We start from the raw sequence: 25268 nt of genomic DNA, 5'->3' as shown, positions 1-25268 counted from the left end.
AGCAAGAATCTTCACTGATTTCGAGTCCTGGCAGGTAGGATGGTCGCATGACGGAGACCGGAGCGGGGGTGTACGACCTCGACGCCAACGACCCCGTCGGAGCCCTCGTCGACCGCGCAGGTCTCTCTCCGCAGGACGTCGCCGAGATCGGCATCCTCATGAATGCGATGGGCCGGGTGCGCCAGGCCGAGCAGTCGCTCAACGAGGCCTCCCTGCGCTACATGAAGCTCAATCAGACCGACATGCGCGCGCTCCACTACCTCATCGTCGCGGGCAATCGAGGCGACGTCGTGACACCGGGCGTGCTCGCGGCGTTCCTCTCGATCTCGACCGCGTCGACGACGAAGCTGCTCGACCGGCTCGAGGCCGCGGGGCATATCGTCCGCACGCCGCATCCGAGCGACAGACGCGCCCTCACCGTCGCCATCACGCCCGAGACGCGCATCGCCGCGACCGACACGATCGGGCGCATCCACGCCCGCCGCGCGGTCGCCGCGGCGCGGCTCACGTCGGCCGAGCGCGGCGTCGTGACGCGGTTCCTGCAGGACATCGCCGATGAGCTCGGGGCGGCGGGGTTCGACGAGGGCTGAACGGCCGTGCGGCGTCTGGGAGGATCGTCTGCGACGGAATCCGAGAAGGGACGGCCATGGCGGAGATCGACCCCACAGGCGAGCAGGTGCGGCTGCGCCGGAGCGGAGCGCGCGGCGAGGTGACGGCGCGGATCGCGCAGGTGGGCGCTTCGCTTCGCGCCCTGACCGTGGGTGGCATCGACATCGTGCAGGGGTATCCCGACGGCGAGCGCACGCCGTCCGCATCGGGGATCGTCCTCGTGCCCTGGCCCAACCGCGTGCGCGACGGCCGATGGTCGCAGCGCGGAGCGACCGAGCAGCTCGCCGTCTCCGAGCCGAAGTACGGGAACGCGAGCCACGGGCTGCTGCGTTTCTTCCCGTACGCGATCGACGGGGGCGACGCGGCGGCGACCCTCTCGGCGCGCATCTTCCCGCAGGCGGGCTATCCGTTCACGCTCGCGACGAGCGTCACCTACGCGCTCGTCGATGACGGGATCGAGGTGACGCACCGCATCCGCAACGAGGGCGACGCCGACGCGCCCGTCGCCATCGGCACGCATCCGTTCTTCCGTCTCGGCGACGTCCCGACGGGCGAGCTGCGGCTCGCCGTGCCGGGGGAATCGTGGTTCGAGCTCGACGACCGCATGCTGCCCGTGGCCGAGCGTGCGGTCGATGCGGCCACCGATCTGCGCGGCGGCGCGCGCCTCGCGGACGTGCAGCTCGACCGCGCCTACGGCCGGCTCGCGCGCGGTGACGACGGTCGCGTGCGCACCACGCTCACCGCACCGGATGGCCGGGCCGTCACGGTCTGGCAGGGGGAGGGGTTCGACTACGTGCAGGTGTTCACGACGTCGGGCTACCCGGGAGCGGAGCTCGCCGTCGCGGTCGAGCCCATGACGGCGCCTGCCGACGCCCTCAACTCGGGGCAGGGGCTCCGCTGGCTCGCTCCCGGCGAGGACTGGACGCTCTCGTGGGGTGTGAGCCTGAGCGCCTGATCAGAAGAGGGTCGGCGCCGTCGTCCGCCCCGTCTCGATGAAGCGCGGCGGCGCCTTCGCGCGCGACCGCGTGCGCGGCGGCTGGTCCTCCTCCGCCGACCCCGCCAGGCCGTGGGCGCGCAGGAGGGGGCGGATGCGCTGGGCGAGCCAGGTGCGGTACCCCTTCGGCGCCTCGACGGATGCGCCGGGATAGAGGCCGCGGTAGGCGGCGACGAGGTCGGGGCGCTCGCGGGCGAGCCACTGGAAGAACCACGGCTTCACGCCGGGCCGCAGGTGCATCGCCCCGTAGACGACGCGATGCGCGCCTGCCGCCCTGATCCGCGTGAGCGCCTCGTCGAGCGCTTCGACGGAGTCGCTCAGGTGGGGGACGATCGGCATGAGGAAGACCTGCACGCGGAAGCCGAGGTCGGCCGCCGCCTTGACGGTGTCGAGGCGGGCGCGCGCCGTCGGCGTGCCGGGTTCGATGGCGCGCTGCAGGGCGTCGTCGTGCACGGCGATCGACATCGCCAGCGAGATGTCGACGTCGGCTCTCCTCGCCGCGAGCTGCGGCAGGTCGCGACGCAGCAGGGTGCCCTTCGTGAGGACCGAGAAGGGCGTGCCCGAGTCGGCGAGCGCGTCGATGATGCCGGGCATGAGACGGTAGCGTCCCTCGGCGCGCTGGTACGGGTCGGTGTTCGTGCCCAGAGCGACGTGCTCGCGCTGCCACCCGGGTTTCGCGAGCTCGCGCCGCAGCACGTCGGCGATGTTGACCTTCACGACGATCTGCGAGTCGAAGTCGCGCCCCGCGTCGAGCTCGAGGTACTCGTGCGTTCCGCGGGCGAAGCAGTTGTGGCTGACGACGCCGTTGGCGATGAAGTCACCCGTACCCGTCGTGATGTCGAGCATCTCGATCTCGTGGCCCACGTCGACGATCGACACGACGCGCAGGTCCGAGAACGTCTTCACGGCCATCCCGAGCAGCGCCAGCTTGCGCGTGATCGCCGGGCGGACGATGTCGAAGAACCGGCGGCGTGCGGGAAGCCCGCCGAGGAGCCGGAGGGACGTGACTCCGTTCGGGCGGACAGGTTCCATCGTCGACGCGAAATCGAACCGATCGGCCGCGGCCCTGAGCACCTCGAGCAGCCGCCCGTCCTTGTTCGACATGCGTATGGTGGGGCTCGCACTTCCCTCCGCGTCGAAGAATCCGGCGAGGAAGCCACGATCCCATGATGCGGATGGGTCTGCCGGAATCTCGATGAGGGTTTCGATCCTTGCGACGTCTGCCCGCCGGGCCGTGTGGATGGCGTTCATCGCGCGGCGCGTGCCGGTCGCAGCGACGAAGGGCCGGGTCATGGTCACGACGCCAGCGGAGTCCAGGTAGCGCCGAGTGCGATCGAGGGCTTGCTCATCAGCCAGAGCGAGGCGGAAGCGGTGGATGCTCCGAGTCCGGCGACCGTCCGCATAGGTCCCGTGGAACAGCATCCCGTCCCCGCGGATCATGCCCGTCAGGTACCCGAGCCGGTACTCGTCGTCTTCGTCCTCATCGAGGATGGGCCCGCGACCCTGTCCGAACCCGAGCAGCCGGTTGCCGGTCGTGAGATGAGGGCGTCGCTCGGCGCCCGACGTCGTGCCGGTGACGTGCTTCCATCCCCGCTCCGTGAGGAAGCGGTGGTCGCCGCTGGCGACGATCTCCGTCCCATCCGCGAGCATGATCCGGTACGCGCGCTTACGGGTGGGCCACTTCGCCTGCACCGTCGTTGCGACGTAGCGGCGGTATGCCCCGTCTCGTTCCGTGCCGATGATCTCGTCGCCGATGCGCAGATCGCGCAGGCGGGCCCCCCTGCCGTCGGCGCGGAGGATGAGGGTGTCAGGAGAGAGGCAGTACACGCAGGCATGGCTGCAGCCCCGGTACGGGTTGACCGTCCAGTCGAACGGCATGGAGCTCGGGCCGGGCACGTGGTTGAGCGCCGACTTCGCGGCGACCTCGTGGAACGTCAGGCCGGCGAACTCGGGCGTCGTCACGGTGCGGACGAGGCCGTCGAGCCGGTCGAGCCCCGGTAGCGCCGAGGCGTCGACCTCGCCGATCCGCTGACCGTTCCATCGCATCCATCCATGGAACAGATCTTCGAGAGAGAAGTCAAGTGCGACTCGCAGATATGTTCTCCACGGGGAGCCTGCAGATCGTCGCGGGCGCGTCCGTGACAATGGGGGGATGACGAACGGGCGCTACGCACGGCGCCGCGGTCTCGTCGCGAAGCACGCGGCGTCTGAGCCGCGGCTCCTCTCCGGGCGGGGCCTCGTCGTGCTGGCGGCCGTCGCCGGCGTCGTGGGCGCGTGCGTCCTGGGCAGCGCGCTCGCGGTCGCAGGGGGCGATCGCCCGAGCCATGCCGCACCGCAGGAGACGTCGGCGGTCGAGCCCGCCGACGCCCGGCCCGGCTCGATCGAGTCGCTCCCCGTGCCGCGGTTCGAGGTCGTGGAGGTCGATGCGCCCACCGGCGGCTGCGCGTCGGACGCCGCGGCCGCCGCCGCGCAGACGCACGACGTGGCGGCCATGGTCGCGGCGTTCGGCGGCGGCGAGCAGCTGAGGGCCGCGGCCGCAGCGGGGGCGGAGTGCCTCCCCCTCGACGATCCCGGATGGTCGTGGGTCGTCGTGAACAAGCAGCGCGCGGTGAGCCCCGTCGACTACGCCCCCGCGGTCATCCTCCCCGCCGAGACGCCCAGCCTCGTGGGCGGAGGGCTCCGCGCCGACGCGGCGGCCGCGCTCGATGCGCTCGTCGGCGCGGCGGCCGACGCGGGCGCGGGTGACGTCGCGCTGCAGAGCGGGTACCGCTCGTACGCGACCCAGGTGAGCACCTTCGGCGGGCAGGTGGGCTCCCTCGGGCGGGAGGGCGCCGAGGCGATCTCGGCACGTCCGGGGCACAGCGAGCACCAGCTGGGGCTCGCGGCCGACGTCGTCGCCTGCGCGAACGGCGGCTGCGGCACGATCTACGAGATCGAGGGCACGACCCAGGGTGACTGGATCGTCGAGAACGCCTGGCGGCACGGATGGATCGTGCGCTATGAGAGCGGTCGTACCGAGACGACGGGGTACGACCCCGAACCGTGGCACCTCCGCTACATCGGCGTCGAGCTCGCCGAGGCGTACCACGAGGGCGGGTTCCACACGCTCGAGGAGTTCTTCGGGCTGCCCGCCGCGCCCGACTACCTCGACTGACGGCCGCTCACGCGACCGACCCCGCCCCGGCTCCCACCCGCCAGTAGCCGCAGAAGTCGATGAGCCCCTTGTCGACGCCGTGCTCGCCGACGAGATGACGCCGACCGCCCGTGGGCAGCTGCTGCTCGCCGACGAGGAACGCGTGGAAGGGAGAGCCCGGAAGGGAGGCGGTGCGCAGTGCGTCGAGCGCGCCGGCACCCGGGCGGGCCTGCGCGTCCGTCCGGACCACCCAGCGGAGCGAGACGCCGTCGGGCCGCGGGAAGTCGAGCGCGTCGTCGGAAGACGGCACCTCGACGATCGCGAGTCCGCGGGCGTCCGCGGGGAGCGAGCCGCAGATGCCGGCGACGGCGGGAAGCCCCGTCTCATCGGCCACGAGCACGACGGAGTCGGTGCCGCGCTCGGGGTTGAAGACGAGGCCCTCGTCGATGATGGCGACGTCGTCGCCGGGCTGCGCGCCGAGCGCCCAGCTCGGCGCGGGGCCCATCGACCCGTCGGCCGCGGCGTGCACGACGAAGTCGACGTCGATCTCGGCGCCGTCCGCGCCTTGCGCCGGCCGGTACGCGCGCACCGTGTAGCTGCGCATGGCCGGGCGCATCCCTTCGGGGATCCGGAGGAACTTGAGGTAGCCGAGCATCTTGTTGGCCTTCGCCGGCACGCGCTCGAGCCCCGCCTCGCCGTGGACGGGGAGGAAGATCCGGAACCACTGGTCGTACCCCATCGGCTGGAACCGGTCGATGTCGCCCCCTCCCAGCGTGACGCGCATCCAGTGCGGCGAGAGCCGCTCGGTGCGCTGGACGGTCAGGCGCAGCAGCTCCTGCGATGCGGGCTTGACGAGGCGGCTGGCGACGGCCATGGGTGCTCCTAAGGGGTCGAGGGGACGAGAAGCGCGGTCGTGGCGATCGCGGTGACCGCCCAGAACGCGAGGACGAAGACGGTGTCGCGCGAGCGCCACAGCACCTCGTGGCGCTCGGTGCGGGTGGCATGCGCGCCGAAGGCGCGGGCGTCCATCGCCAGCGCGACCCGCTCGGCGTGGCGGATGGCGCTCGCGAGGAGCGGCACGAGGTATCCCAGCCCGCGCCGCACCGCGGCGACGGGCCCGCGCCCGCCGTGATGCCCGCGGACGCGGTGCGCAGCGCGGATGACGTCGAGCTCGTGACGGAACCTCGGCACGAACCGGTACGCCGCGAGAGCCGCGTATCCGACGCGGTAGGGCAGCTTCAGCTGGCGGATGGCGGCCCGCACGAGATCCGGGCCCTCGGTCGTCGTCCCGCCGACGAGAGCGAGGGCGACGAGCGCGGCGAGGCGCAGCCCCGTCGCGAACCCGATCCCGACCGCGCCCGCGTGCAGCCGCCATCCGCCCGCCGAGAGGAGGACGGGCGTGTCGGCGACGCGCGCGGGATCGGCCCAGAGCGAGAAGCCGGCGCCGACGGCGAGCGCGAGCGCGGGCAGCGCGACGACGAGCAGCGCGAGCGTGCGGCGGGTGGGGCGGGCGCCGCCGAGGACGACGGCGTACGCGAGCGCGAGGAACACGAGCGGAGTGGCGAGGTCGCGGCTGAACAGGGCGACGACCATCGCGGGCAGGGGAGCGGCGAGCTTCGCGAGCGGGTTGAGCGAGCGCAGGCCGCGCACGCGATCGGATGGCGCGGCGCCGACGAGCGCCGTCATCGTCGCGCCTCCGTGCGGGCGAGCGCGGCGGACGCGGCAGGGCGGTCGGCGAGGACGCGGTGGAGCGAGGGGAGGCGCAGGCCGGCGTCGGCGAGCAGGCCGGCGTCGGCGAACACGGCCTCGGCCGGTGCGTGCGCGCGCAGACGGCCGTCCGCCACGACGGCGATGTCGGTGGCGTGCCGCGCGGCGAGGGAGAGGTCGTGCGTCACGACGACGATCGTCGTCCCGCCGCGGTGCAGGTCGTCGAGGAGCGCGAGGAGCTCCTCGGCACGTGCCCTGTCCTGCCCGAACGTCGGCTCGTCGAGGACGAGGACGGCGGGCCCCGTGATGAGCGCGGTCCCGACCGACAGCCTGCGCTTCTGGCCGCCGGAGAGGCGGAAGGGATGGGCGTCGGCGTGCCCGTCGAGCCCGAACCGCGCCAGCAGCTCGTCCACGCGCCGACGCGTCTCGTCGGGGGCGACGCCGCGGATGCGCAGGCCGTGGGCGAGCTCGTCGAAGACCGTGTGCGCGATGAACTGGTGCTCGGGGTTCTGGAAGACGAACCCGATGCGGGCGGAGACCTCCCGTGCCGAGGCGCGGCCGACGTCGAGCCCGTCGACCACGACAGCGCGTCGCGGCGGCCGGACGACGCCCGCGATCGCCTGCACGAGCGTCGTCTTGCCGGCGCCGTTGCCACCGACCACGGCCGTGAACGACCCCCGCGGCAGGTCGAGGTCGACGTCGTCGAGGAGCGTCCGTCCTCCGCGTCGGACGGTGAGCCCGCGCACCCGGATGGCGATGTCCGCGCCCACCGAGCCGGGTTCCGGCGGCAGCGCGGTCGCGGTCTCCGGGGGCTGCTGCGCGTCGATCGCCGCCGCGAGCGCGTCGGGTGTGAGCGGGAGCGGGGCCATCCTCCAGCCGGCGTCGCGCAGCGTGCGCGCCGCGACGAGCGCGGACGGCAGCCAGACGCCCATCCGCTCGAGGGACTCGTACCCGTCGCGCAGGACCGTGTCGAGGGGGCCGTCGACGGCGAGGCGGCCGTCTGCGTCGAGCACGACGACGCGCGTCGCGAGCTCTGCCGCGGCGTCGAGGTCGTGCTCGACGAGCACGATCGCGCGGTCTCCGTCCGCCGCGATCTCGGCGAGCGCCGCGTAGACGTCGTCGATGCCGACGGGGTCGAGGTTCGCGGTCGGCTCGTCGAGGACGAGCACGTCGGCGTCGACGGCGAGCGCGCAGGCGATCGCGAGCCGCTGGCGCCCGCCGCCCGAGAGCGTGTCCGGGTCGTCGTGGCGGCGCTCCCAGAGCCCGAGGCGGCGGAGCGCGCGCTCGCTGCGCGCGAGGACCTCGGCGACGGGCAGCAGGAGGTTCTCGAGCGCGAAGGCGACCTCGTCGAGCACGGTCGCCGTCACGATCTGCGTGTCGGGGTCCTGGAAGACCATGCCCACCGTCGCGCTGAGCGCGGCGGGGGAGGAGTCGCGCGTGTCCACGCCGGCGACGACGACCGCGCCGTCCATGTCGGCGTCGACGGCGTGCGGCACGAGTCCGTCGAGCGCGAGCGTCAGCGTCGACTTGCCCGAGCCGCTCGGCCCCAGCACGAGCACCACCTCGCCGCGCCGGACGTCGAACGAGACGTCGGACGGCGCGGGCGCGCGATCGGGGTAGGCGATCGAGAGTCCGCGCACACGCAGCAGCGGGGGCTCGTCGACGGCGGGGCTCACGCCACCAATTTAGCCTTGCCTTACCTGTAAGCCGTCATCGTGACGCGACGTGCGTGCGGCGCGGCGCGGCCACTCCGGCACGGCGGAGCCCTGCCCCCGCGCCGAGGCCCACGAGGGTCCACACGACGGGGCCGAGGAGCGAGAGCACGAGGTAGGCGGTCTGCGCCCAACCGGGAAGCGCCGCGATGTCGGCGGCGAGGGCGACGATGGCGGCCACGAGCACGCCGATCACGGCGCCGGACAGGAGGAACCGCCACCACCCCCATGCGCGGTAGCGGAAGAGCGCGGCGACGCCCTCCTGCAGCCCGCCGAAGAGCACGGCGGTCATGAGGAACTGGCCCGTGAAGGGCGGGGCGATCGCGCTGGAGACGAGCGCCGCGAGCACGTGAGCGAGCAGGGCGACCCAGGGAAGGCGCAGGAGCTCCTGCGCCACGATGCCCGGCAGGACGTGGACGCCGAGGAGGAAGCCGTAGATGATCGGCGCGCCCGCGACGACGGGTGCCGCGAGCCAGCCCTCCACGCCGCCGAGGATGCCGGTCGCCACGCCGATCGCCGCGCACACGAGCAGGACACGGGTCGACAGTGCGGGCGTTCGGGTCACGAAGGACAGCCTAAGTCGTCCGGATGCGAGCCGGCCGGGTGCGAGCACGAGTCGTCCCGCGACCATCCCGGCGCTGGCTGCCGCCCCCGCCGAGACGAGCGTTGGTCGTCGAAACCCATGCTGGGGGCGCTGGTCTCGACGACGAGGGCTGGTCTCGACAGGATGGCCGACGCCCGGCGTCAGATCCGCCGGCGGCGCGTGGTGAGGCGGACGTTGGGGAGCGGCGGGGCGGGGATGCGCTCGGCATCGTGGTGGCCGTCGACCGTTCCGAAGCGTGCGGAGCGGGCCTCCCAGTCGTCGCGGGCGGCGGCGACCTCCTCGTGCGAGCGCGCGACGAAGTTCCACCACATGACGATGTCGTCGGGGAAGGGCTCGCCGCCGAGCAGGAAGACGGTCGCGCCGCCGTCCGATGCGAGCTCGACGGCGTCGCGGTGCACGCCGAGGTAGAGCAGGTCGAGGCGGGAGATCGACGTGTCGCGGCCGTCCGCCCCCACCCGCGCGTCGCCGTCGACGGCGACGACGGCGTGCTCCCAGCGGTGATCGAGCGGCACGCGGACGCGCGACCCGGCCGGCACCGCGATCTCGGCGCCGACGATCGGCGTGTGCACGGTGGCGGGGGAGACCACCCCGTCGAGGGTGCCGACGACCACCGTCGCCGTCGCGTCGGCGCCCTCGATCGCGCGCAGAGCGAGCGCCGGCAGGTCGTCGTGGCGCTCGAAGGCGGCGGCCCCGTGCCTCCGCTCCTCGGGGAGCGCGACCCACAGCTGCAGCGCGTCGAGCGGCACGGGGCCGTCGCCCACCGAGTACTCGGAGTGCGCGATGCCGTCGCCCGCCGTCATGATGTTGAGCGAGCCGCGGCGGATCTCCACGTCGCTGCCGAGGCTGTCGCGGTGCCGCACGTCTCCGACGAGCGGCCATGTCACCGTCTGCAGACCGATGTGCGGATGGGGGTCGACGCGCATCATCGCGTCCTGCGGCCCGAACCGGTCGAGGAAGCACCAGGCACCCACCGTCGGCAGGTCGCGCTGCGGCAGGGAGCGGTGCACCTCCATGGCGCGCACGCCGCCGAGGGGCACCTCGCGCGGAGCGAGGAGCAGCAGGCGCGGGCCGTCGCACGAGGTCGTGCCGCCGTCGACCTCGTGATCGGTCTCGAGCCGCGTCATCCCGGCTGCTCGCCCGGCGTCGCGGCGTCGTGCGGCGCGCCATGCGGCCAGTCGACGACGGCGCCCGCGACCTCGTTCTCCGAGAGATAGGCCGCGATGAAGGGGCACAGCGGCACGATCACGTCGCCGCGCCGCGCGACGTCGGCGAGCGCCTCGGAGGCGAGCAGGTCGCCGTAGCCGCGGCCTCGGAAGGCCGGGTCGACGACCGTGTGCACGAACCGGATGCGCCCCGTGCCCTGCTCGAAGGCGGCGAAGCCGGCGAGCGCACCCGCCTCGCCGTCGTGCAGCTCGTAGCGCGACTCGTCGTCGTTGCGGATGACCGTGAGATCGCTCATGGATGCTCCTTCCGTCGGTGCTCCCCACGCTAGACCGGATGCGTGCGCGAAGGGCCGTTCCCGCGGCCGCGTCGGACGCGCTCCGTAGACTCGGAGCATGCCCGCGCATCCTCACGACGGCTCCCAGGGCGATCCGTGGCTGGTCGCGCGCATCCCCGACGACGACAGCTGGGTGCCGCCAGAGCATCCGTACGACGACGTCCCGCCCGAGGACTGGGCGCCGCCGGAGGGCGACGCGCACGGCGGATGGTCGCCCGCCGCACCGGCGCCCGCCGCGCGTCGCGCGACGCCCTCCCGGTTCCCGACGGCGCTCGCCGCGTTGCAGACGGTCTACGGCTACGACGCGTTCCGCGGTGATCAGGCGGCCGTCGTCGATCAGGTGATCGCGGGTGGCGACGCCGTCGTGCTCATGCCGACGGGTGGCGGCAAGAGCGTCTGCTATCAGGTTCCCGCGCTCGTGCGGGAGGGCACCGGCCTCGTCGTGTCGCCGCTCATCGCGCTCATGCACGACCAGGTCGACGCCCTCGTCGCGAACGGCGTGCGGGCGGCATACCTGAACTCGACGCAGGCGTCGTCCGAGCGCGCCGCCGTCGAGCGCGCGTATCTCGGAGGGGAGCTCGACCTGCTCTACGTCGCGCCGGAGCGGCTGGGCGGCGAGCAGACGCTGCGCCTGCTGGAGCAGGGCTCCCTCAGCGTCATCGCGATCGACGAGGCGCACTGCGTGAGCCAATGGGGCCACGACTTCCGCCCCGACTACCTCGCGCTCGGCGGGCTCGCCGACCGATTCCCCGGGGTGCCCCGGATGGCGCTCACCGCGACGGCGACGCGAGAGACGCACCATGAGATCACCGAGCGCCTTCGGCTCCCCGACGCGAAGCACTTCGTGGCGAGCTTCGACCGGCCGAACATCCGCTACCGCATCGAGCCGAAGGTCGAGCCGCGCAAGCAGCTGCTGCAGTTCATCCGCTCCCAGCCCGAGGGTTCGGCGGGCATCGTCTACGCGCTCAGCCGCAAGTCGGTGGAGCAGACGGCGGCGTACCTCGCGCAGCAGGGCGTCGACGCCATCCCGTACCACGCGGGTCTCGACGCGGGCGTGCGCGCGGCGCACCAGTCGCGCTTCCTGCGCGACGACGGCGTGGTGGTCGTCGCGACGATCGCGTTCGGGATGGGCATCGACAAGCCCGACGTGCGCTTCGTCGCGCACATCGACCTCCCGAAGTCGGTCGAGGGGTACTACCAGGAGACGGGCCGCGCGGGGCGAGACGGCGAGCCGTCGGTCGCCTGGATGGCCTACGGGCTGGGCGACGTCGTGCAGCAGCGTCGCATGATCCAGCAGAGCGACGGCGGGCGCGCCATCCAGCAGCGGCAGGGGCAGCACCTCGACGCGATGCTCGCGCTGTGCGAGACGGTCGCGTGCCGCCGGCAGAACCTGCTGGCGTACTTCGGCCAGGAATCAGGGCCGTGCGGCAACTGCGACACGTGCCTCGAGCCGCCCGAGACGTGGGACGGCCTCATCGCGTCGCAGAAGCTGCTCTCGACGATCGTGCGCCTGCAGCGCGAGCGTGGGCAGTCGTTCGGCGCCGGCCACCTCATCGACATCCTGCGCGGCGCATCGACCGATCGGGTGCGGAAGCTCGGCCACGACCGGCTGTCGACCTACGGGCTCGGTCAGGACCTCTCGGAACAGGACTGGCGCAGCGTCATCCGCCAGCTGCTGGCGCGCGGCCTGCTCGTCTCGCAGGGCGAGTACGGCACGCTCGGCATCAGTCCGGCGTCGGCGGGGGTGCTGCGCGGCGAGACGGCCGTGCCGCTCCGCAAGGACGTCATCGGGCGCCCGGCGCGCAGCGCGCAGCGCAAGGCGACGGCGGCCGACTCCCTCGCCCCCGCAGATCGTGACCTGTTCGAGAGCTTGCGGGCGTGGAGGGCCGAGAAGGCCCGCGAACAGGGCGTTCCCGCCTACATCGTGTTCGGCGACGCCACCCTGCGTGCGCTCGCCGAGCACAAGCCCGCGACGCTCTCCCAGCTCGACGGGATCACCGGCATCGGCGCGAAGAAGCGCGATGCCTACGGCGAGTCCGTGCTCGCCGTCATCGCCGGTCGCTGACCGACACGCCGCGTCACGAAACCTGAATGCCGGCTGGACAAGTTGTCCGGTATAACGCAATACTCAGATTCGACGTGCGTGCGCGAACGTGCCCGGGGGGTGCCCAGTGCATGGCGTTCTCCGATACCCCAGCAAGAGGAGACCCATGAATGAGTCAACCGCGAGCGCGCGGACCGCGCCTCGCACGGGCAAGCGAAGGCTTGCCCCGATCGCGACGCTGGCCACAGCCAGCCTCGTCGCAGCGGGCGTCGCGTACGCCGGCAACCTGAACACGACGGGGGCGGCGAACGCGCTCGACGCGGACTACTCGGCGGAGCAGTCCGAGGCGCTCGCGGCCATCCTGTCCGGCGACCTCGCGGGCATCGACCTCGCGGATGTCGTGTACGCGCAGAGCGCGTTCAGCGCCGCCCCCGGGCCGAACCAGGGGACGCTCGAAGCCGAGCTCCTCGATCAGGCGCTCGACGCCGACCTGGGAACCCTCAACATCCCGCTGCTCGAGCTCCTCGACCTGGGCGACCTCGGGGCGGCCTTCACGCAGGGCACATCGGCCGACGCCACGTCGTCGCGCGCGGAGACGTCGACCATCGGGCAGAACGGCGTCGTCGACCTCGACGCGGTTCTCGGCTCGACGACCGACGCCGCCGAACTCGACCTCACGGAGCTCTTCGCGTCGATCGGCGTCGACGGCCTCACGGACACGATCCTCGACGAGGCCTCGCTCACCCTCGGCGCACTCGCCTCGATCGCCGAGGTGACCGACGGCGGCGTCATCTCGACGGGCGACGACGCGGTTCCCGGCGAGTACGCCATCGCCGGCTCGCACATCCGACTCCACAGCCCGCTCGTCGGCCAGCTGCTCACGACGATCGACGACACGCTCGGCGGCCTCGGCACGACCCTCGACGGGGTCGTCGGCTCGCAGGGCGTCGTGGACGGGATCGTGGGCGGGCTCGGAGCCCTCGACCTGCCTCTCCTCGAGGTGGACACGACCGGGACCACCGTCTCGGTCGACGGTGTCGACGCGGCGCTCGCCGGCATCGTCGACTCGCTCATCCCCGCGGAGGGGCTCGGCGGGGACGCCGTCACGGTCTTCGCCGACGGATCCATCGACATCGACCTCGCGCAGCTGCACGAGGGCGGCCTCAACAACCTCCCCGCGAACACGCCGCTGCTCAGCGACACGGTCCTCGCGGGCGTCACCGACGAGCTCACCGACATCCTCGACAGCATCGTCGACGGACTCCTCGAGACCGTCACGGCCGCGCTGTCGTCGGCGACGGTGAACGTCCAGGTCGACCTCGCCGTCACGCTCGCGACCGACGAGGGCCTCGTCACCGACGCCGTCTCCGACATCCTCTCGGGCCAGACGGTCAGCGAGGTCCTCGACCTCCTCTCCGCCCTCGGCCTCGGCGCGGTCGCCGATCTCGTCAACGGCCTCCTCGACGTGCTCTCGCTCGGCGGCCTCATCCCGATCGACCAGCTGCTCGGCTCGACGGTCGGTTCGCTCGCGGGAGTGCTCGACCTCGTGCTCTCGCCGATCGTCGACACGCTCGTCGGCTCGTCCGTCGCTGAGGTCTCGGCCGACGTGCTCGTGCCGTTCGGCGGCCTGCTCGCCGGCACGCCGGCGGCGGTGGTCGACACGCAGGTCACGCTCGTCGGCGACAACCCGCTGCTCGGCGAGCTGCTCGGCGACGTCACCTCGACGCTCACCGGCGCGATCGACCCTCTGCTCGAGTCGACCGTGAACACGACGCTCGCGACGATCGTCCCGACGCTCACCAGCACGCTCGCGAGCCTGCTCGACGACGTCGACGGCGGCCCGCTCGACCTGGCGCTCGACCCGATCCTGAGCCAGCTGCTCGGCGCGGTCGACGGCCTCGTCGACGGCCTCTCGGGTGTCCTCGCGATCACGCTGAACCACCAGCCGACTCCGTACCTGACGGGCGAGAACGACTTCACCGTCAACGCTGTGAACGTCAACGTGCTCAGCGGCGTTGTCGACCTGTCGCTCGCCTCGTCTTCGGTGCGCGCGCTGACCGAGGCGGTCGTCGAGTACGAGACCTCGATCTCGGCGGACCCGGGCTCGGTGGAGCCCGGGGAGACGGTCACCATCACGGGTGAGGGCTTCGAGCCGCTCGAGACGGTCGCCATCAACATCGACGGCGTGGACGTGGGAACCACCACGGCCGATGAGGACGGCGTCCTCGTGCCCTTCGAGTACGACGTCCCCGGTGACGCCGCCGCGGAGACCGGTGTCGTGGTGATCGCCACGGGAGAGGTGTCCGACACGCCGGCCACCGACACGTTCGACATCACCGAGGCGAGCGCCGCGGATGCGGATGTGAACGCGTCGGCGTCGGCGTCGGCTTCGGCGAACGCGGATGACGAGTCGAACGCGTCGGCTCAGGTGGCCGCTCAGGCTGCTGCGCTGGCGGACGCTGAGACGGATGCGTCGGCTGCGGCGGATGCGACGGCGGCGTCGGCTGCCGAGGCTGCGGCGACGGCGGATGCGTCGAGCGATGCGTCGACGACGGCGGACACCGACACGACGGCGGCGGCTCAGGCTGCGGCGCAGTCGTCGGCTGAGGCCGACTCGCAGGCGGATGCGACCTCGGCGGCGAACGCGAACGCGTCGGCTGCTGCGGCTGCGGCGTCGAACGCGGACTCGTCGACGGACGCCTCGGCCGAGGCCGCGGCGAACGCGGACGCGGACGCGACGGCGACGGCGGATGCGACGGCCACGGCTGACGCGGACGCGACGGCGACGGCTGACGCGGATGCAACGGCTACGGCGGACGCCACGGCCACGGCCACGGCCACGGCCACGGCTACGGCTGACGCGGACGCGACGGCTGACGCGGATGCGACGGCGACGGCTGACACGGACGCGACGGCGACGGCTGACACGGACGCGACGGCCACGGCTGCTGCGGACAGCGCCGCCACGGCGACGGCGACCGCAGATGCGACGGCCACGGCTGACGCGACGGCGACGGCCACGGCTGACACGGACGCGACGGCCACGGCTGCTGCGGACAGCGCCGCCACGGCGACGGCCACGGCCGACGCGGACAGCTCCGCTGCGGCCGACAGCGCCGCGACGGCAGACAGTGACTCGGCTTCGGACAGCGAGGCCTCGGCGTCGGCCGATGCGAACGCGAGCTCGAGCGCCGACGGCGTCCAGCTCTCGATCGAGCTGGAGCACGAGCGCCGCACCGCCGGGCAGGTCCAGATCGCGTACGGTCACGGCTTCGAGCCGGGCGAGACGGTGACGGGTACCCAGTACTCGACGCCCACCGACCTCGGCACGCAGGTGGCCGACGCGAACGGCGACGTGCTCTTCACGTGGACGATCGCGAACGGGACGCCGCTCGGCGACCACCGCGTCGAGCTCGTGGGCGCCGAGTCGGGCGCTGTCGACGCCACCTTCGAGGTCTACGCCAAGGCCGGCGCGCTCGCGCCGACGGGCGGCGACACCACGCTCCAGCTCGGTGCCCTCGCGGCGGCGATGCTCTTCGGCGGTGCGGCCATCTGGCTCGCCATCCGCCGACGCGGAGCCGGCGTCTGATCCCAGACGCGAGACACCCGGTGCTCCGGGCGGGCGACCGCCCGGAGCACCCGGTAGCCTTCTGAAATACCGACTGTGCCCCGGTGATGAACTCACCGGGGCACACTCGGTTCGCAGGAACCCCAGTCCGTGCGAAGAGAGAGCGACGTGCCAGAGAAGACCGTTCCCCGTCGGCGCGTGTACACCCGCGTCGTCATGATCGTCGCCGTGCTCTTCACGGCGGGGCACGTGTTCGCGTCGTTCCTCTGGATCGCGCCCTGGTCGCCGCTGCGCGAGGTCGTGCCGCAGAAGGCGCTCTCCGGCTACATGCTCCCGATCTTCGGCCAGTCGTGGAGCGTGTTCGCGCCCGAGCCCATCAACGGCGACTACCGCTTCGAGGTGCGCGCGATCGTCGACGGCGAGGAGACGGAGTGGGTGAGCGCCTCCGACGTCGAGCTGTCGATGATCCGCTACAACCTCTTCACCCCGCGGGCGGGCATCCAGGCGATGGACGTGTCCAGCCAGTTCAAGGGCGCCTGGGCCGACCTCGACGAGGAGCAGCAGGGCGTGGCCGAGCTCAACTACTTCAAGGACGACTGGGAGGCGCGCATGACCGAGGCGATGAACGCCTACGGCGACGACCCCCAGGTCGTGTCCGACTATGTCGCACAGGAGCACCGGGCGACCGCCTACGCGACCCAGGTGGCCCTCGCGATCTGGGGCGACGACGTCGAGCGCGTGCAGTTCCAGGCCACCCGCCAGAACGTCATCCCCTTCGCCGACCGACACGACCCGGAGGTCGAGCGTCCGGCCGTCCAGTACTCGCCGACCGGATGGCGCGGTCTCGTCGTCGAGGAAGGGCAGTCGCAGGAGGCGTTCGCCGACGTCTTCCGCGCCCAGTGGGAGAGGATCTCCGGATGAGCGCCCGCCGCGCCCCCTCCGCCCTCCTCAGCGAGGCGGGCGGCCTCCTCGCCCGCGCGCCCCGCGCCGTCGCGACGCTCGTCGCCGAGCTCCTTCGCGCGCTGGGGGACGTCGTCCGCCGCGCGTGGCTGTTCGGCGAGTCCTGGCTGCTCGACTCGAAGAAGTCGCTCTACGGCCTCGCTGTCACCCGCATGCTGTTCGGCCTCACGGGCGTCGGCCTGCTGCTGTCGAACTTCTCCACGCGTCTCTACACGTTCGGCTCGGGCTCGGCCTGGAACGGCGAGGCGGCCGAGCCGGTGAGCGACTTCCCGAAGATCTGGCTGTTCGGCCTGTTCGACGCGGTCCGCCTCGACGACACGCTGTTCACGCTGCTCTATCTGGGGCTCCTCGCGCTCGCCGTCATGGTGACGATCGGATGGCGCGTGAAGATCGTGCTCCCGGTCTACTTCGTCCTCTGGGTGAGCTTCATCGAGATGAACGACGCCGTGGGCGACCAGGGCGACAACATGTACCGGATCGTCCTGCTGCTCCTGCTCTTCGCGGACCCGGCTGCGCGGTGGTCGCTCGACGCGCGAAGACGTGCGAAGACGGGGTTCCGGACCATCCTGCCCGTGGAGATCAGCAACCTGCTGCACAACCTCGTGCTCGTCGCGATGACCGCGCAGGTCGTGTTCGTCTACGTCTCGGGGGGCCTGTACAAGGCCGGGGGCGACCCGTGGTCGGGGGGATTCGCCGTCTACGCGCCGCTCATGACCGAGCGGTTCGGCACCTGGCCGGTGCTCAGCGACCTCGTCACGGCGTGGGGCCCGATGGTGACGATCGCGAGCTGGGGGTCGATCATCCTCCAGATCGCGTTCCCCTTCATGCTCCTCACGCGTCCGACTCGCATCATCGCCCTCATCGGCATCATGAGCTTCCACGTCGGCATCGGCGTGCTCATGGGCCTGCCCTGGTTCTCGCTCGCCATGATCGGCATCGACTTCATCTTCATCCGCGACCGGTCGTGGCAGCACCTCGCGCGGACGGTCCGGCGCGCCTTCGCGAAAGACCCCTCCACCCTCACGGAGCCCGTCGGCGACCCGGCGGCGGATGACCGGCCCGTCGACGACGCGGACGCCGCCGCTCCGGTGCTCGGGCCGGCGACATCGACCAAGAAGATCCGGGTCGCTCGCTGAACCATGCGACCGCACCCGCGCACCCTCCGCCGCACCGTCGTCGCCGTGCTCACGGCGTTCGCCGCCTGGCACATCCTCACGACCTTCCTCTGGGCCGCACCCGCAGCCCCTGAGCGCGACGCGGTGCCGGGAGGCATCCTCGCGTCGTCCATCCAGCCCCTGTTCGACCAGGACGCCGCGGCCTTCGCCGCGGCGGGCGATCCCGTCCGCGTCGATGTGCGCGCCGCGCTCGCGGCCGGCGAGGACGAGACGGCCGAGATCACCGGATGGGTCGCGGCATCGGAGGTCGAGCTGTCGATGGCGGGCGGCGTCGCGGTGCCGCGATCGGCGGGGCTCGCGGCTTCGGCAGGGCGGGATCTCCTCGACGCGTGGCTGGCGCTCTCCGACGCGCAGCGCCAGACGGCGGCGCTCAACTGGTTCCGAGACGGCTGGGACTCCCGGCTCGCCGACGGGCTCGGTGAGGACGATGCGGCCCGCGTCTACCTCGAGGCGGACGAGACGCTCACGGCGTATGCCACGCAGGTGGCAGCGGCCGTGTGGGGGGACGACGTCGCCCGCGTGCAGGTCCACGTGACGACCGAGCCCTCCGCCGCGGATCGCGGCGACCAGGCAGCGAGCACGGGGGCGGGTGTCGCGAGCGAGATCGGATGGCGCGGACTCGTCGTGCGCGCGGGGCAGGACCCCGCGGCGTTCGCCGACGCGTTCTGCGGCGCTCCCGAGAAGGTGTGCGGATGACCGCCGCGGACAGCGCGACCGGATCAGCGCGCGTGCTCGGCGTGCTGCGCGTTCTCGGGCGGTTCACCGGACGCGGGGCGGCGCTCCTCATCGCGGGTCTCGCCCGCATCGCGGGAGAGGTGTTCGCGGCCGGCGAGGCCTGGCTCGTCGACCGCCGGCACGCCCTGACCGGGCTCGCCGTCGCGCGCATCCTGCTCGCCGTCGCGGGCATCGGCACGCTCCTCACCGACATCGCGAGCCGCGGGTACGCGCGCGGTGCTGCCTCGGCGTGGGCGGGCGATCCGTTCCTCGGCGACGCGCCGCTCGCGCTGCTCTTCCTGCTCGGCGGCGTCGCCGGGGCCGCCGCGCTCGTCGGATGGCGCACCCGCATCGCCGTGCCGGTCCTCGTCGTCGTGCTGACGGTGCTCGCCGGGTTCGGCCCGACGGCGGCCGCTCCCGCCGACGATCCCCTCCGCATCGCGCTGCTGTGGCTCGCGTTCGCGGACTCGGGCGCACGGCTCTCGCTCGACGAGCGGCGGCGGGCGATCGCCCCCTCCGGGCCGTCGCGTCTCGTGCGCATCGTGCAGGGCGAGCCCTTCGCCCCGGCCTGGCTCGCGAACACCGTGCACAACCTCGCTGTCGTGCTGATCGCCGCGCAGCTCTGCCTGCTGTCGACGGCAGCGGGGCTGCATCAGGCCGGCGGCGCCGCCTGGCGCGACGGGACGGCGATCGCCGCGTTCCTGAACACGCCGCTGTTCCAGACGTCGCCGTGGCTGAGTGACGTGCTCACGGCGTGGGCTCCTGGTGTCATGGTCGCGACGTGGGGACTCCTCCTGCTGCAGGTGGCGTTCCCGTTCCTGCTGCTGTCGGCCGCGACCCGCCCCCTCGCGATCGCGCTCGCGACCGTGTCGCTCGCCGTCGTGGGAGTCGCGATGGCGCTGCCCTGGTACGCGCTCGCGGTGCTGGCGACGATCGCCGTGTTCGTGCCCGACGACGCCTACTCCGCCTTCGGGCGCGGGGCGGCTGCGCTGTGGCGCGCGAGCGGAGGGGGCGACGCCGCACCTGCGGGCAGCTCCCGGCCTGCGGCCACGGCGGCGCTCGTGGCGGAGGAGCCCGCCGCCGCACCCGTGCCGACGTCACGGCGCGCGCGCCGCGAGTCGGCCGGCCTCTGACGCCGGCGGCGACGGCTGGCGGCGACGGCCTCAGGCGGCGACGGCTGGCTTCGCCGGCTGGCTTCGCCAGTGCGGATGTGGGTCAGAAGCGCCCGATACGCCTACATCCGCACAGGCGAGTGGACGGCTGGCCCACATCCGCACAGGCGAGTGCGTGCGGGTGTCGTGAGGCCTACATCCGCACTGGCGAGTGCGTGCGGGTGTCGTGAGGCCCACATCCGCACTGGCGAGTGCGTGCGGGGGCCGTGAGGCGCACATCCGCACTGGCGAGTGGGCGCCGGCGCCGGGAGTCCGACTGTCTCCGCCGGACAACCCGGCCCCGGCGCGAGCCGCGCCGGCGCTGTGCCGCGTGGACAAACATCCGTCGGCAGCCGTGGCCGCGGCCTAGCGTGAGCGTCATGGTCGACACCGCCGTCAGCACTGCCCCGTCCGCCTCCCGCACCTCCGCCGCCGGCACCGATGCGCGCATCGACGTGCCCGCCGTCACCGACCTCCTGCTCGGGACGTGGAAGGACATCCGCCTCGAGGCGCGCGAGATGATCGCGGACTCCGCGTTCTGGCGCATCGACGGGCTCAGCCACCACGCGCATCGCGAGCGCGTGCTCGACCAGACCCGGCTCCTCGCGCAGCACGGTGCCGGCGGGCGCGCCTACCCCGTCGAGTACGGCGGCATGGCCACGAACGGCGGCAACCTCGCCGGCTTCGAGGAGCTCGTGCTGGCCGACCCGAGCCTGCAGATCAAGTCGGGCGTGCAGTGGGGGCTCTTCGGCAGCGCCGTCTACCAGCTCGGCACGAAGGCCCATCACGACCGCTGGCTGCGCGACATCATGGACCTCCGCATCCTCGGCGCGTTCGCCATGACCGAGACGGGGCACGGATCGGACGTCGCCGCCATCGGCACGACCGCGACCTACGACCCCGAGACGGAGGAGTTCGTCATCCACACGCCGTTCCGAGGCGCGTGGAAGGACTACCTCGGCAACGCCGCCGTGCACGCGACGGCCGCGACGGTGTTCGCGCAGCTCATCTCGCGCGGCGTGAACTACGGCGTGCACTGCTTCTTCGTGCCCATCCGCGACGCGAACGGCGTCTTCCTTCCGGGCGTCGGAGGACAGGACGACGGCGTCAAGGGCGGCCTCAACGGCGTCGACAACGGCCGTCTGCACTTCGACCGGGTGCGCGTGCCGCGCGAGAACCTGCTCAACCGCTACGGCGACGTCGCGGCCGACGGCACGTACTCCAGCCCCATCGCGAGCCCAGGGCGCCGCTTCTTCACGATGCTCGGCGCGCTCGTGCAGGGTCGCGTCTCCCTCGACGGTGCGGCGACCTGGGCATCCGGCCTGGCCCTCAAGATCGCCATCACCTACGGCAACCAGCGTCGGCAGTTCGACAACGGAGCCGGCGAGACCGTGCTCCTCGACTACGCCAAGCACCGCCGACGGCTGCTCCCGCTCCTCGCGACGACCTACGCGCAGGCGTTCGCGCATGACGAGCTGCTCGTCAAGTTCGACGGCGTCTTCGGAGGGACGGCCGACACCGACGACAACAGGCAGGACCTCGAGACGCTCGCGGCAGCGCTCAAGCCGCTATCGACCTGGCACGCGCTCGCGACCATCCAGGAGAGCCGCGAGGCGTGCGGCGGCGCGGGCTACCTCGCCGAAAACCGACTCGTCACGCTCCACCAGGACCTCGACGTCTACGTGACGTTCGAAGGAGACAACAACGTGCTGCTGCAGCTCGTCGGCAAGCGCCTCCTGGGCGACTACGCCGCGCAGTTCAAGGGGAAGGACGCCCGCGCGCTTGCGGCGTTCGCGGTGGGTGAGACGGCGGACAAGATCTTCCACGGCGCGGGCCTTCGCCAGCTCGGCCAGGCGTTCGCCGATCTCGGCTCGACCGCGCGCTCGGTCGAGCACGGACTGCGCGCCGACGACCAGCAGCAGCTCCTGACCGAGCGGGTGCAGCGGATGGTCGCCGACGTCGCGACGCGCCTGCGGCCCTCCGCGAAGATGTCGCCAGCCGATGCCGCTGCGCTCTTCGACGAGAACCAGGTCGAGCTGCTCGAGGCGGCGCGCGCTCACGGTGAGCTGCTGCAGTGGGAGGCGTTCACCGATGCCCTCGACCGCGTCGACGACGCCGGAACGCGCCAGGTGCTGACGTGGCTGCGTGACCTGTTCGGCCTCGGCCTCATCGAGAAGCACCTCGCGTGGCATCTGCTGAACGGGCGGCTCTCGACGCAGCGCGCCGCCGCGGTCTCCCGCTACATCGACCGGCTGTGCGCGCGGCTGCGCCCGCACGCACAGGATCTCGTCGACGCCTTCGGGTTCGCGCCCGAGCACGTCCGCGCCCCCCTCGCCTCGGGCGCCGAGCAGGACCGGCAGGACGAGGCCGCCGCCTACGTCGCCGCCCTCGCCGCGAGCGGGGACGCCCCCGTGCGGGAGCGCAAGCCCTCCCGTTGACCTCAGCGCTGCTGTGGTGGCGAACGTGCATCGGCAGCGCCGACGAGGCCCCGGTCATCCGACCGGGGCCCCGTCGGCGTGTCAGGGAACGGAGTGGAAATTAGGGCTCCTAGTAGCTAGCTTGGATAGCAACAAGAAAGGAGAGCCATATGCAGCGGATCTCGGAGCGCGTGGTGCTTCTCGACGAGGACGGCGCCCCTGCCGGCGTCGCGGACAAGGCGACGGTGCACCACGCGTCGACTCCGCTCCACCTCGCCTTCTCCTGCCATGTGCGCGACGACGAGGGGCGCCTCCTCCTCACGCGTCGCGCGCTCGGGAAGAAGGCGTGGCCCGGCACGTGGACGAACGCGTTCTGCGGTCATCCGCAGCCGTTCGAGCCCGTCCCCGACGCCGTCGCCCGGCGCGGCCGCGATGAGCTCGGCCTCGAGCTGCGCGACCTGCGACTCGTCCTCCCCGACTTCCGCTACCGCGCTGTCGACGCCTCGGGCATCGTCGAGAACGAGATCTGCCCCGTCTACACCGCCGTCGCCGCAGGGCCCGTCCGCCCCGATCCCGACGAGGTGATGGACCTCGAGTGGGTGCACCCCGACGACCTCGCCGCGGCGCTCGCCGCGACCCCGTGGGCGTTCAGCCCGTGGCTCGTGCTGCAGGCACGTGAGCTGTCCGAGGCGACGGCCCGGCGGGAGACGGTGACATGACCATGAGCGAGCTCACCCGACGTGACGCCGTCGACTCCGTGCTCGACGGGTTCTTCGCGACCCGCATCGCACGCGCCGAGGCGCTCGGCGGTCAGAGCGCGCTCCTGTGGCGGCGGGTCGCGGCATCGGCCCAGGGCGGCAAGCGGGTGCGCCCCCGCCTCGTGCTCGCCGCCCACGACGCGCTCGGCGGAGACGACCACCGCTCGGCCGCCGTCGCGGCTGCGGCCTTCGAGATCCTCCACACGGCCCTCCTCCTGCACGACGACGTCCTCGACGGCGACCTCGTGCGCCGCGGCCGGCCGAACCTCGCCGGCGAGTTCGCGGCCGCCGCGCTCGATGCGGGACTCGGGTCGGATGCGGCGACCGCGTGGGGCGAGGCGTCGGGCCTCCTCGCCGGCGACCTCCTCCTGAGCGGGGTGCACACGCTGCTCGCCGGGATCGATTCGCCCGCACGCGCGGACATCCACGAGATCGTCGACGAGTGCCTGCTGCAGACGGCGGCCGGCGAGCACGCCGACGTCGGCTTCGCGCTCGGCGCCGTCGAGGCGCGCTCGGCCGACATCGCGCGCATGATGGAGCAGAAGACCGCCGCCTACTCGTTCTCGGCGCCGCTGCGCACGGGCGCGGCGCTCGCAGGAGGAGGCGCCGATCTCGACGCGGCGCTCGACCGCATCGGCGCCGACCTCGGCTTCCTCTACCAGCTCCGAGACGACGTCCTCGGCGTCTTCGGCGTGGAGCACCGCACCGGCAAGACCGCGATGGGCGACCTGCGGGAGGGCAAGCGGACGCTCCTCATCGCCTTCGCTGCGGAGCACCCCGCCTGGCGCGCGGTCGAGCACCTCTTCGGACGTCGCGCCCTCGAGTCCGACGACGCCGACCGCCTGCGCGCCGCGCTGGTCGCATCCGGCGCGGCAGGAGAGATCGAGCGCCTCATCGTGGAGCAGCGCGAACAGGTCGAGGCGGGCATCCGCGCGGCGGGTCTCCCCGCCCCGCTCGCCGCAGAGCTCGGCGAGCTTGCGCGGCTGTGCGCGGAGCGGGACGCATGACGGCCTCGACCGGCCTCGACCTGTACACGCGCACGGCGAGGGCGTCGTCGGCGCGCGTCATCGGCGCGTACTCGACGTCGTTCGGGATGGCCAGCCGGCTGCTGCCCCGCGAGGTGCGCACGCACGTGGCCGACGTGTACGCCCTGGTCCGCGTCGCGGACGAGATCGTCGACGGCCCCGCCGAGGAGGCGGGGCTCGCGGTCACCCGCAAGCGCGAGCTCGTCGACCGGCTGGAGGCGGAGACGCTCGCGGCGATGTCCAGCGGCTTCAGCGCCAACCTCGTCGTGCACGCCTTCGCCGTCACGGCGCGCGAGACGGGCATCGACGCCGCGCTCGTGCGGCCGTTCTTCGCGTCGATGCGGGTCGACGCCGACGGCGTCGCCGCATTCGACGACGCCGCCTACCGGTCGTACATCCACGGCTCGGCCGAGGTCGTGGGCTCCATGTGCCTGCGCGCGTTCGCGGGCGAGGGGCGGGGCATCCGCCTCGACGACGAGCTCGAGGAGGGGGCGCGCCGGCTGGGAGCGGCGTTCCAGAAGGTGAACTTCCTGCGCGACCTCGCCGACGACTGCGACCGCCTCGGTCGCACGTACCTTCCCGGTGTCGACCCCGCGCGGTTCACGGACGACGACAAGATCGCGGTCGTGGAGGAGATCGATGCCGACCTCGCGGTCGCGCGCACGGCCATCGTGCGCCTGCCCCCGGGGGGACGCCGCGCGACCGCGGCCGCCGCCGGCCTGTTCGGCCGGCTCAACGCGCGGCTGCGGGCGACGCCCGCCGCGGAGCTGCGCCGACGCCGCGTGTCGGTCCCGCGCGCGGAGAAGCTGCGGATCCTCGCATCCGCCGCGATGGGGAGGGTGCCGGCATGACCGCACAGCGTCGCGTCGTCGTCATCGGCGGCGGCATCTCGGGGCTCGCCACGGCGGCCCTCCTCGCACGCGAGGGGCACGACGTCGAGCTCGTCGAAGCGCGGACCGAGCTCGGTGGCCGCGCCGGCCGCTGGCGCGCGCACGGCTACACGTTCGACACGGGGCCGTCGTGGTACCTCATGCCGGAGGTGTTCGACCACTTCTTCCGCCTCCTCGGCACCTCATCGGCCGTGGGGGGGGGCCCCCTGGCGGGCGCCCCCCCGCCCCCCGGGTGGTGGTGGGGGGGGCCGCCCCCGGGGACGAGGCCCCCCGGGGCGGGCGCCGCCCCCCCCGGGGCGGGGGCGCAGG

The 25268-nt window shown here is 72.9% G+C and carries 21 protein-coding genes; 14 read left to right on the top strand and 7 right to left on the bottom strand.

The features are described 5' to 3' along the window. Nucleotides 1-47 precede the first annotated feature (47 nt). A complete protein-coding gene (locus ACWGPF_RS03600) occupies nucleotides 48-590 on the top strand; it encodes a MarR family winged helix-turn-helix transcriptional regulator (protein WP_452331519.1) in 543 nt (180 codons plus the stop codon). A 56-nt stretch (nucleotides 591-646) separates the two neighbouring features. Next, nucleotides 647-1564, top strand: coding sequence for an aldose 1-epimerase family protein (locus ACWGPF_RS03595; RefSeq protein ID WP_452331518.1), 918 nt, complete (start codon nucleotides 647-649; stop codon nucleotides 1562-1564). Here ACWGPF_RS03595 and ACWGPF_RS03590 read toward each other — a convergent pair whose 3' ends face one another. Beyond that, the gene (locus tag ACWGPF_RS03590; RefSeq protein WP_452331517.1) at nucleotides 1565-3649 is read right to left on the bottom strand and encodes an intein-containing Rv2578c family radical SAM protein; all 2085 of its coding nucleotides are present in this window, start codon (nucleotides 3647-3649) and stop codon (nucleotides 1565-1567) included. Between the two features lie 106 nt (nucleotides 3650-3755). Here ACWGPF_RS03590 and ACWGPF_RS03585 point away from each other — a divergent pair, with 106 nt between their 5' ends. Next, nucleotides 3756-4757: a M15 family metallopeptidase gene (locus ACWGPF_RS03585; RefSeq protein WP_452331516.1), complete on the top strand. Its 1002-nt coding sequence runs from the start codon at nucleotides 3756-3758 to the stop codon at nucleotides 4755-4757. Between the two features lie 7 nt (nucleotides 4758-4764). Here ACWGPF_RS03585 and ACWGPF_RS03580 read toward each other — a convergent pair whose 3' ends face one another. The 6 genes from ACWGPF_RS03580 to ACWGPF_RS03555 form a co-directional block, all read right to left on the bottom strand. Then, nucleotides 4765-5610 carry a siderophore-interacting protein gene (locus ACWGPF_RS03580; RefSeq protein ID WP_452331515.1) on the bottom strand — a complete coding sequence of 282 codons (846 nt, stop codon included), beginning with the start codon at nucleotides 5608-5610 and terminating at the stop codon, nucleotides 4765-4767. Nucleotides 5611-5618: 8 nt separating this feature from the next. Further along, a complete protein-coding gene (locus ACWGPF_RS03575) occupies nucleotides 5619-6422 on the bottom strand; it encodes an energy-coupling factor transporter transmembrane component T (RefSeq protein WP_452331514.1) in 804 nt (267 codons plus the stop codon). Then, nucleotides 6419-8119 carry an ABC transporter ATP-binding protein gene (locus ACWGPF_RS03570; protein WP_452331513.1) on the bottom strand — a complete coding sequence of 567 codons (1701 nt, stop codon included), beginning with the start codon at nucleotides 8117-8119 and terminating at the stop codon, nucleotides 6419-6421. The genes ACWGPF_RS03575 and ACWGPF_RS03570 overlap by 4 nt, the downstream gene beginning before the upstream one ends. A 34-nt stretch (nucleotides 8120-8153) precedes the next feature. Beyond that, complete coding sequence (locus ACWGPF_RS03565; RefSeq protein ID WP_452331512.1) at nucleotides 8154-8720, bottom strand: ECF transporter S component; 567 nt, start codon at nucleotides 8718-8720, stop codon at nucleotides 8154-8156. 179 nt (nucleotides 8721-8899) lie between these two features. Next, entirely contained in the window at nucleotides 8900-9883 is a 984-nt protein-coding gene (locus ACWGPF_RS03560; RefSeq protein ID WP_452331511.1) for a pirin family protein, read from the bottom strand. After that, on the bottom strand, nucleotides 9880-10218 hold the full coding sequence (locus ACWGPF_RS03555; protein ID WP_452331510.1) for a GNAT family N-acetyltransferase: 339 nt from the start codon (nucleotides 10216-10218) through the stop codon (nucleotides 9880-9882). The genes ACWGPF_RS03560 and ACWGPF_RS03555 overlap by 4 nt, the downstream gene beginning before the upstream one ends. A gap of 97 nt (nucleotides 10219-10315) precedes the next feature. Between ACWGPF_RS03555 and recQ the strand changes: the two genes are divergently transcribed. The 11 genes from recQ to ACWGPF_RS03500 form a co-directional block, all read left to right on the top strand. Next, on the top strand, nucleotides 10316-12322 hold the full coding sequence (recQ, locus tag ACWGPF_RS03550; RefSeq protein WP_452331509.1) for a DNA helicase RecQ: 2007 nt from the start codon (nucleotides 10316-10318) through the stop codon (nucleotides 12320-12322). A gap of 145 nt (nucleotides 12323-12467) precedes the next feature. After that, entirely contained in the window at nucleotides 12468-15890 is a 3423-nt protein-coding gene (locus ACWGPF_RS03545; protein ID WP_452331508.1) for a choice-of-anchor G family protein, read from the top strand. Between the two features lie 147 nt (nucleotides 15891-16037). Further along, complete coding sequence (locus ACWGPF_RS03540; RefSeq protein ID WP_452331507.1) at nucleotides 16038-16790, top strand: DUF5819 family protein; 753 nt, start codon at nucleotides 16038-16040, stop codon at nucleotides 16788-16790. Continuing rightward, a complete protein-coding gene (locus ACWGPF_RS03535) occupies nucleotides 16787-17965 on the top strand; it encodes an HTTM domain-containing protein (RefSeq protein ID WP_452331506.1) in 1179 nt (392 codons plus the stop codon). Before ACWGPF_RS03540 ends, ACWGPF_RS03535 begins: the two co-directional genes overlap by 4 nt. 3 nt (nucleotides 17966-17968) lie before the next feature. After that, complete coding sequence (locus ACWGPF_RS03530) at nucleotides 17969-18700, top strand: DUF5819 family protein (protein WP_452331505.1); 732 nt, start codon at nucleotides 17969-17971, stop codon at nucleotides 18698-18700. Further along, nucleotides 18697-19851: a hypothetical protein gene (locus tag ACWGPF_RS03525; protein ID WP_452331504.1), complete on the top strand. Its 1155-nt coding sequence runs from the start codon at nucleotides 18697-18699 to the stop codon at nucleotides 19849-19851. Before ACWGPF_RS03530 ends, ACWGPF_RS03525 begins: the two co-directional genes overlap by 4 nt. 398 nt (nucleotides 19852-20249) lie before the next feature. Next, on the top strand, nucleotides 20250-22307 hold the full coding sequence (locus ACWGPF_RS03520; RefSeq protein ID WP_452331503.1) for an acyl-CoA dehydrogenase family protein: 2058 nt from the start codon (nucleotides 20250-20252) through the stop codon (nucleotides 22305-22307). 149 nt (nucleotides 22308-22456) lie between these two features. Further along, a complete protein-coding gene (gene idi / locus ACWGPF_RS03515) occupies nucleotides 22457-23005 on the top strand; it encodes an isopentenyl-diphosphate Delta-isomerase (RefSeq protein ID WP_452331502.1) in 549 nt (182 codons plus the stop codon). Continuing rightward, nucleotides 23002-24051: a polyprenyl synthetase family protein gene (locus tag ACWGPF_RS03510; RefSeq protein WP_452331501.1), complete on the top strand. Its 1050-nt coding sequence runs from the start codon at nucleotides 23002-23004 to the stop codon at nucleotides 24049-24051. Before idi ends, ACWGPF_RS03510 begins: the two co-directional genes overlap by 4 nt. Beyond that, nucleotides 24048-24920 carry a phytoene/squalene synthase family protein gene (locus ACWGPF_RS03505; RefSeq protein WP_452331500.1) on the top strand — a complete coding sequence of 291 codons (873 nt, stop codon included), beginning with the start codon at nucleotides 24048-24050 and terminating at the stop codon, nucleotides 24918-24920. Before ACWGPF_RS03510 ends, ACWGPF_RS03505 begins: the two co-directional genes overlap by 4 nt. Continuing rightward, a partial coding sequence (locus tag ACWGPF_RS03500; RefSeq protein WP_452331499.1) for an FAD-dependent oxidoreductase occupies nucleotides 24917-25268 on the top strand: 352 nt, incomplete at its 3' end. The genes ACWGPF_RS03505 and ACWGPF_RS03500, both read left to right, overlap by 4 nt.

This window comes from Microbacterium sp. NPDC055683, assembly GCF_053617895.1.
This window is presented reverse-complemented; position numbering and strand designations above follow the sequence as displayed.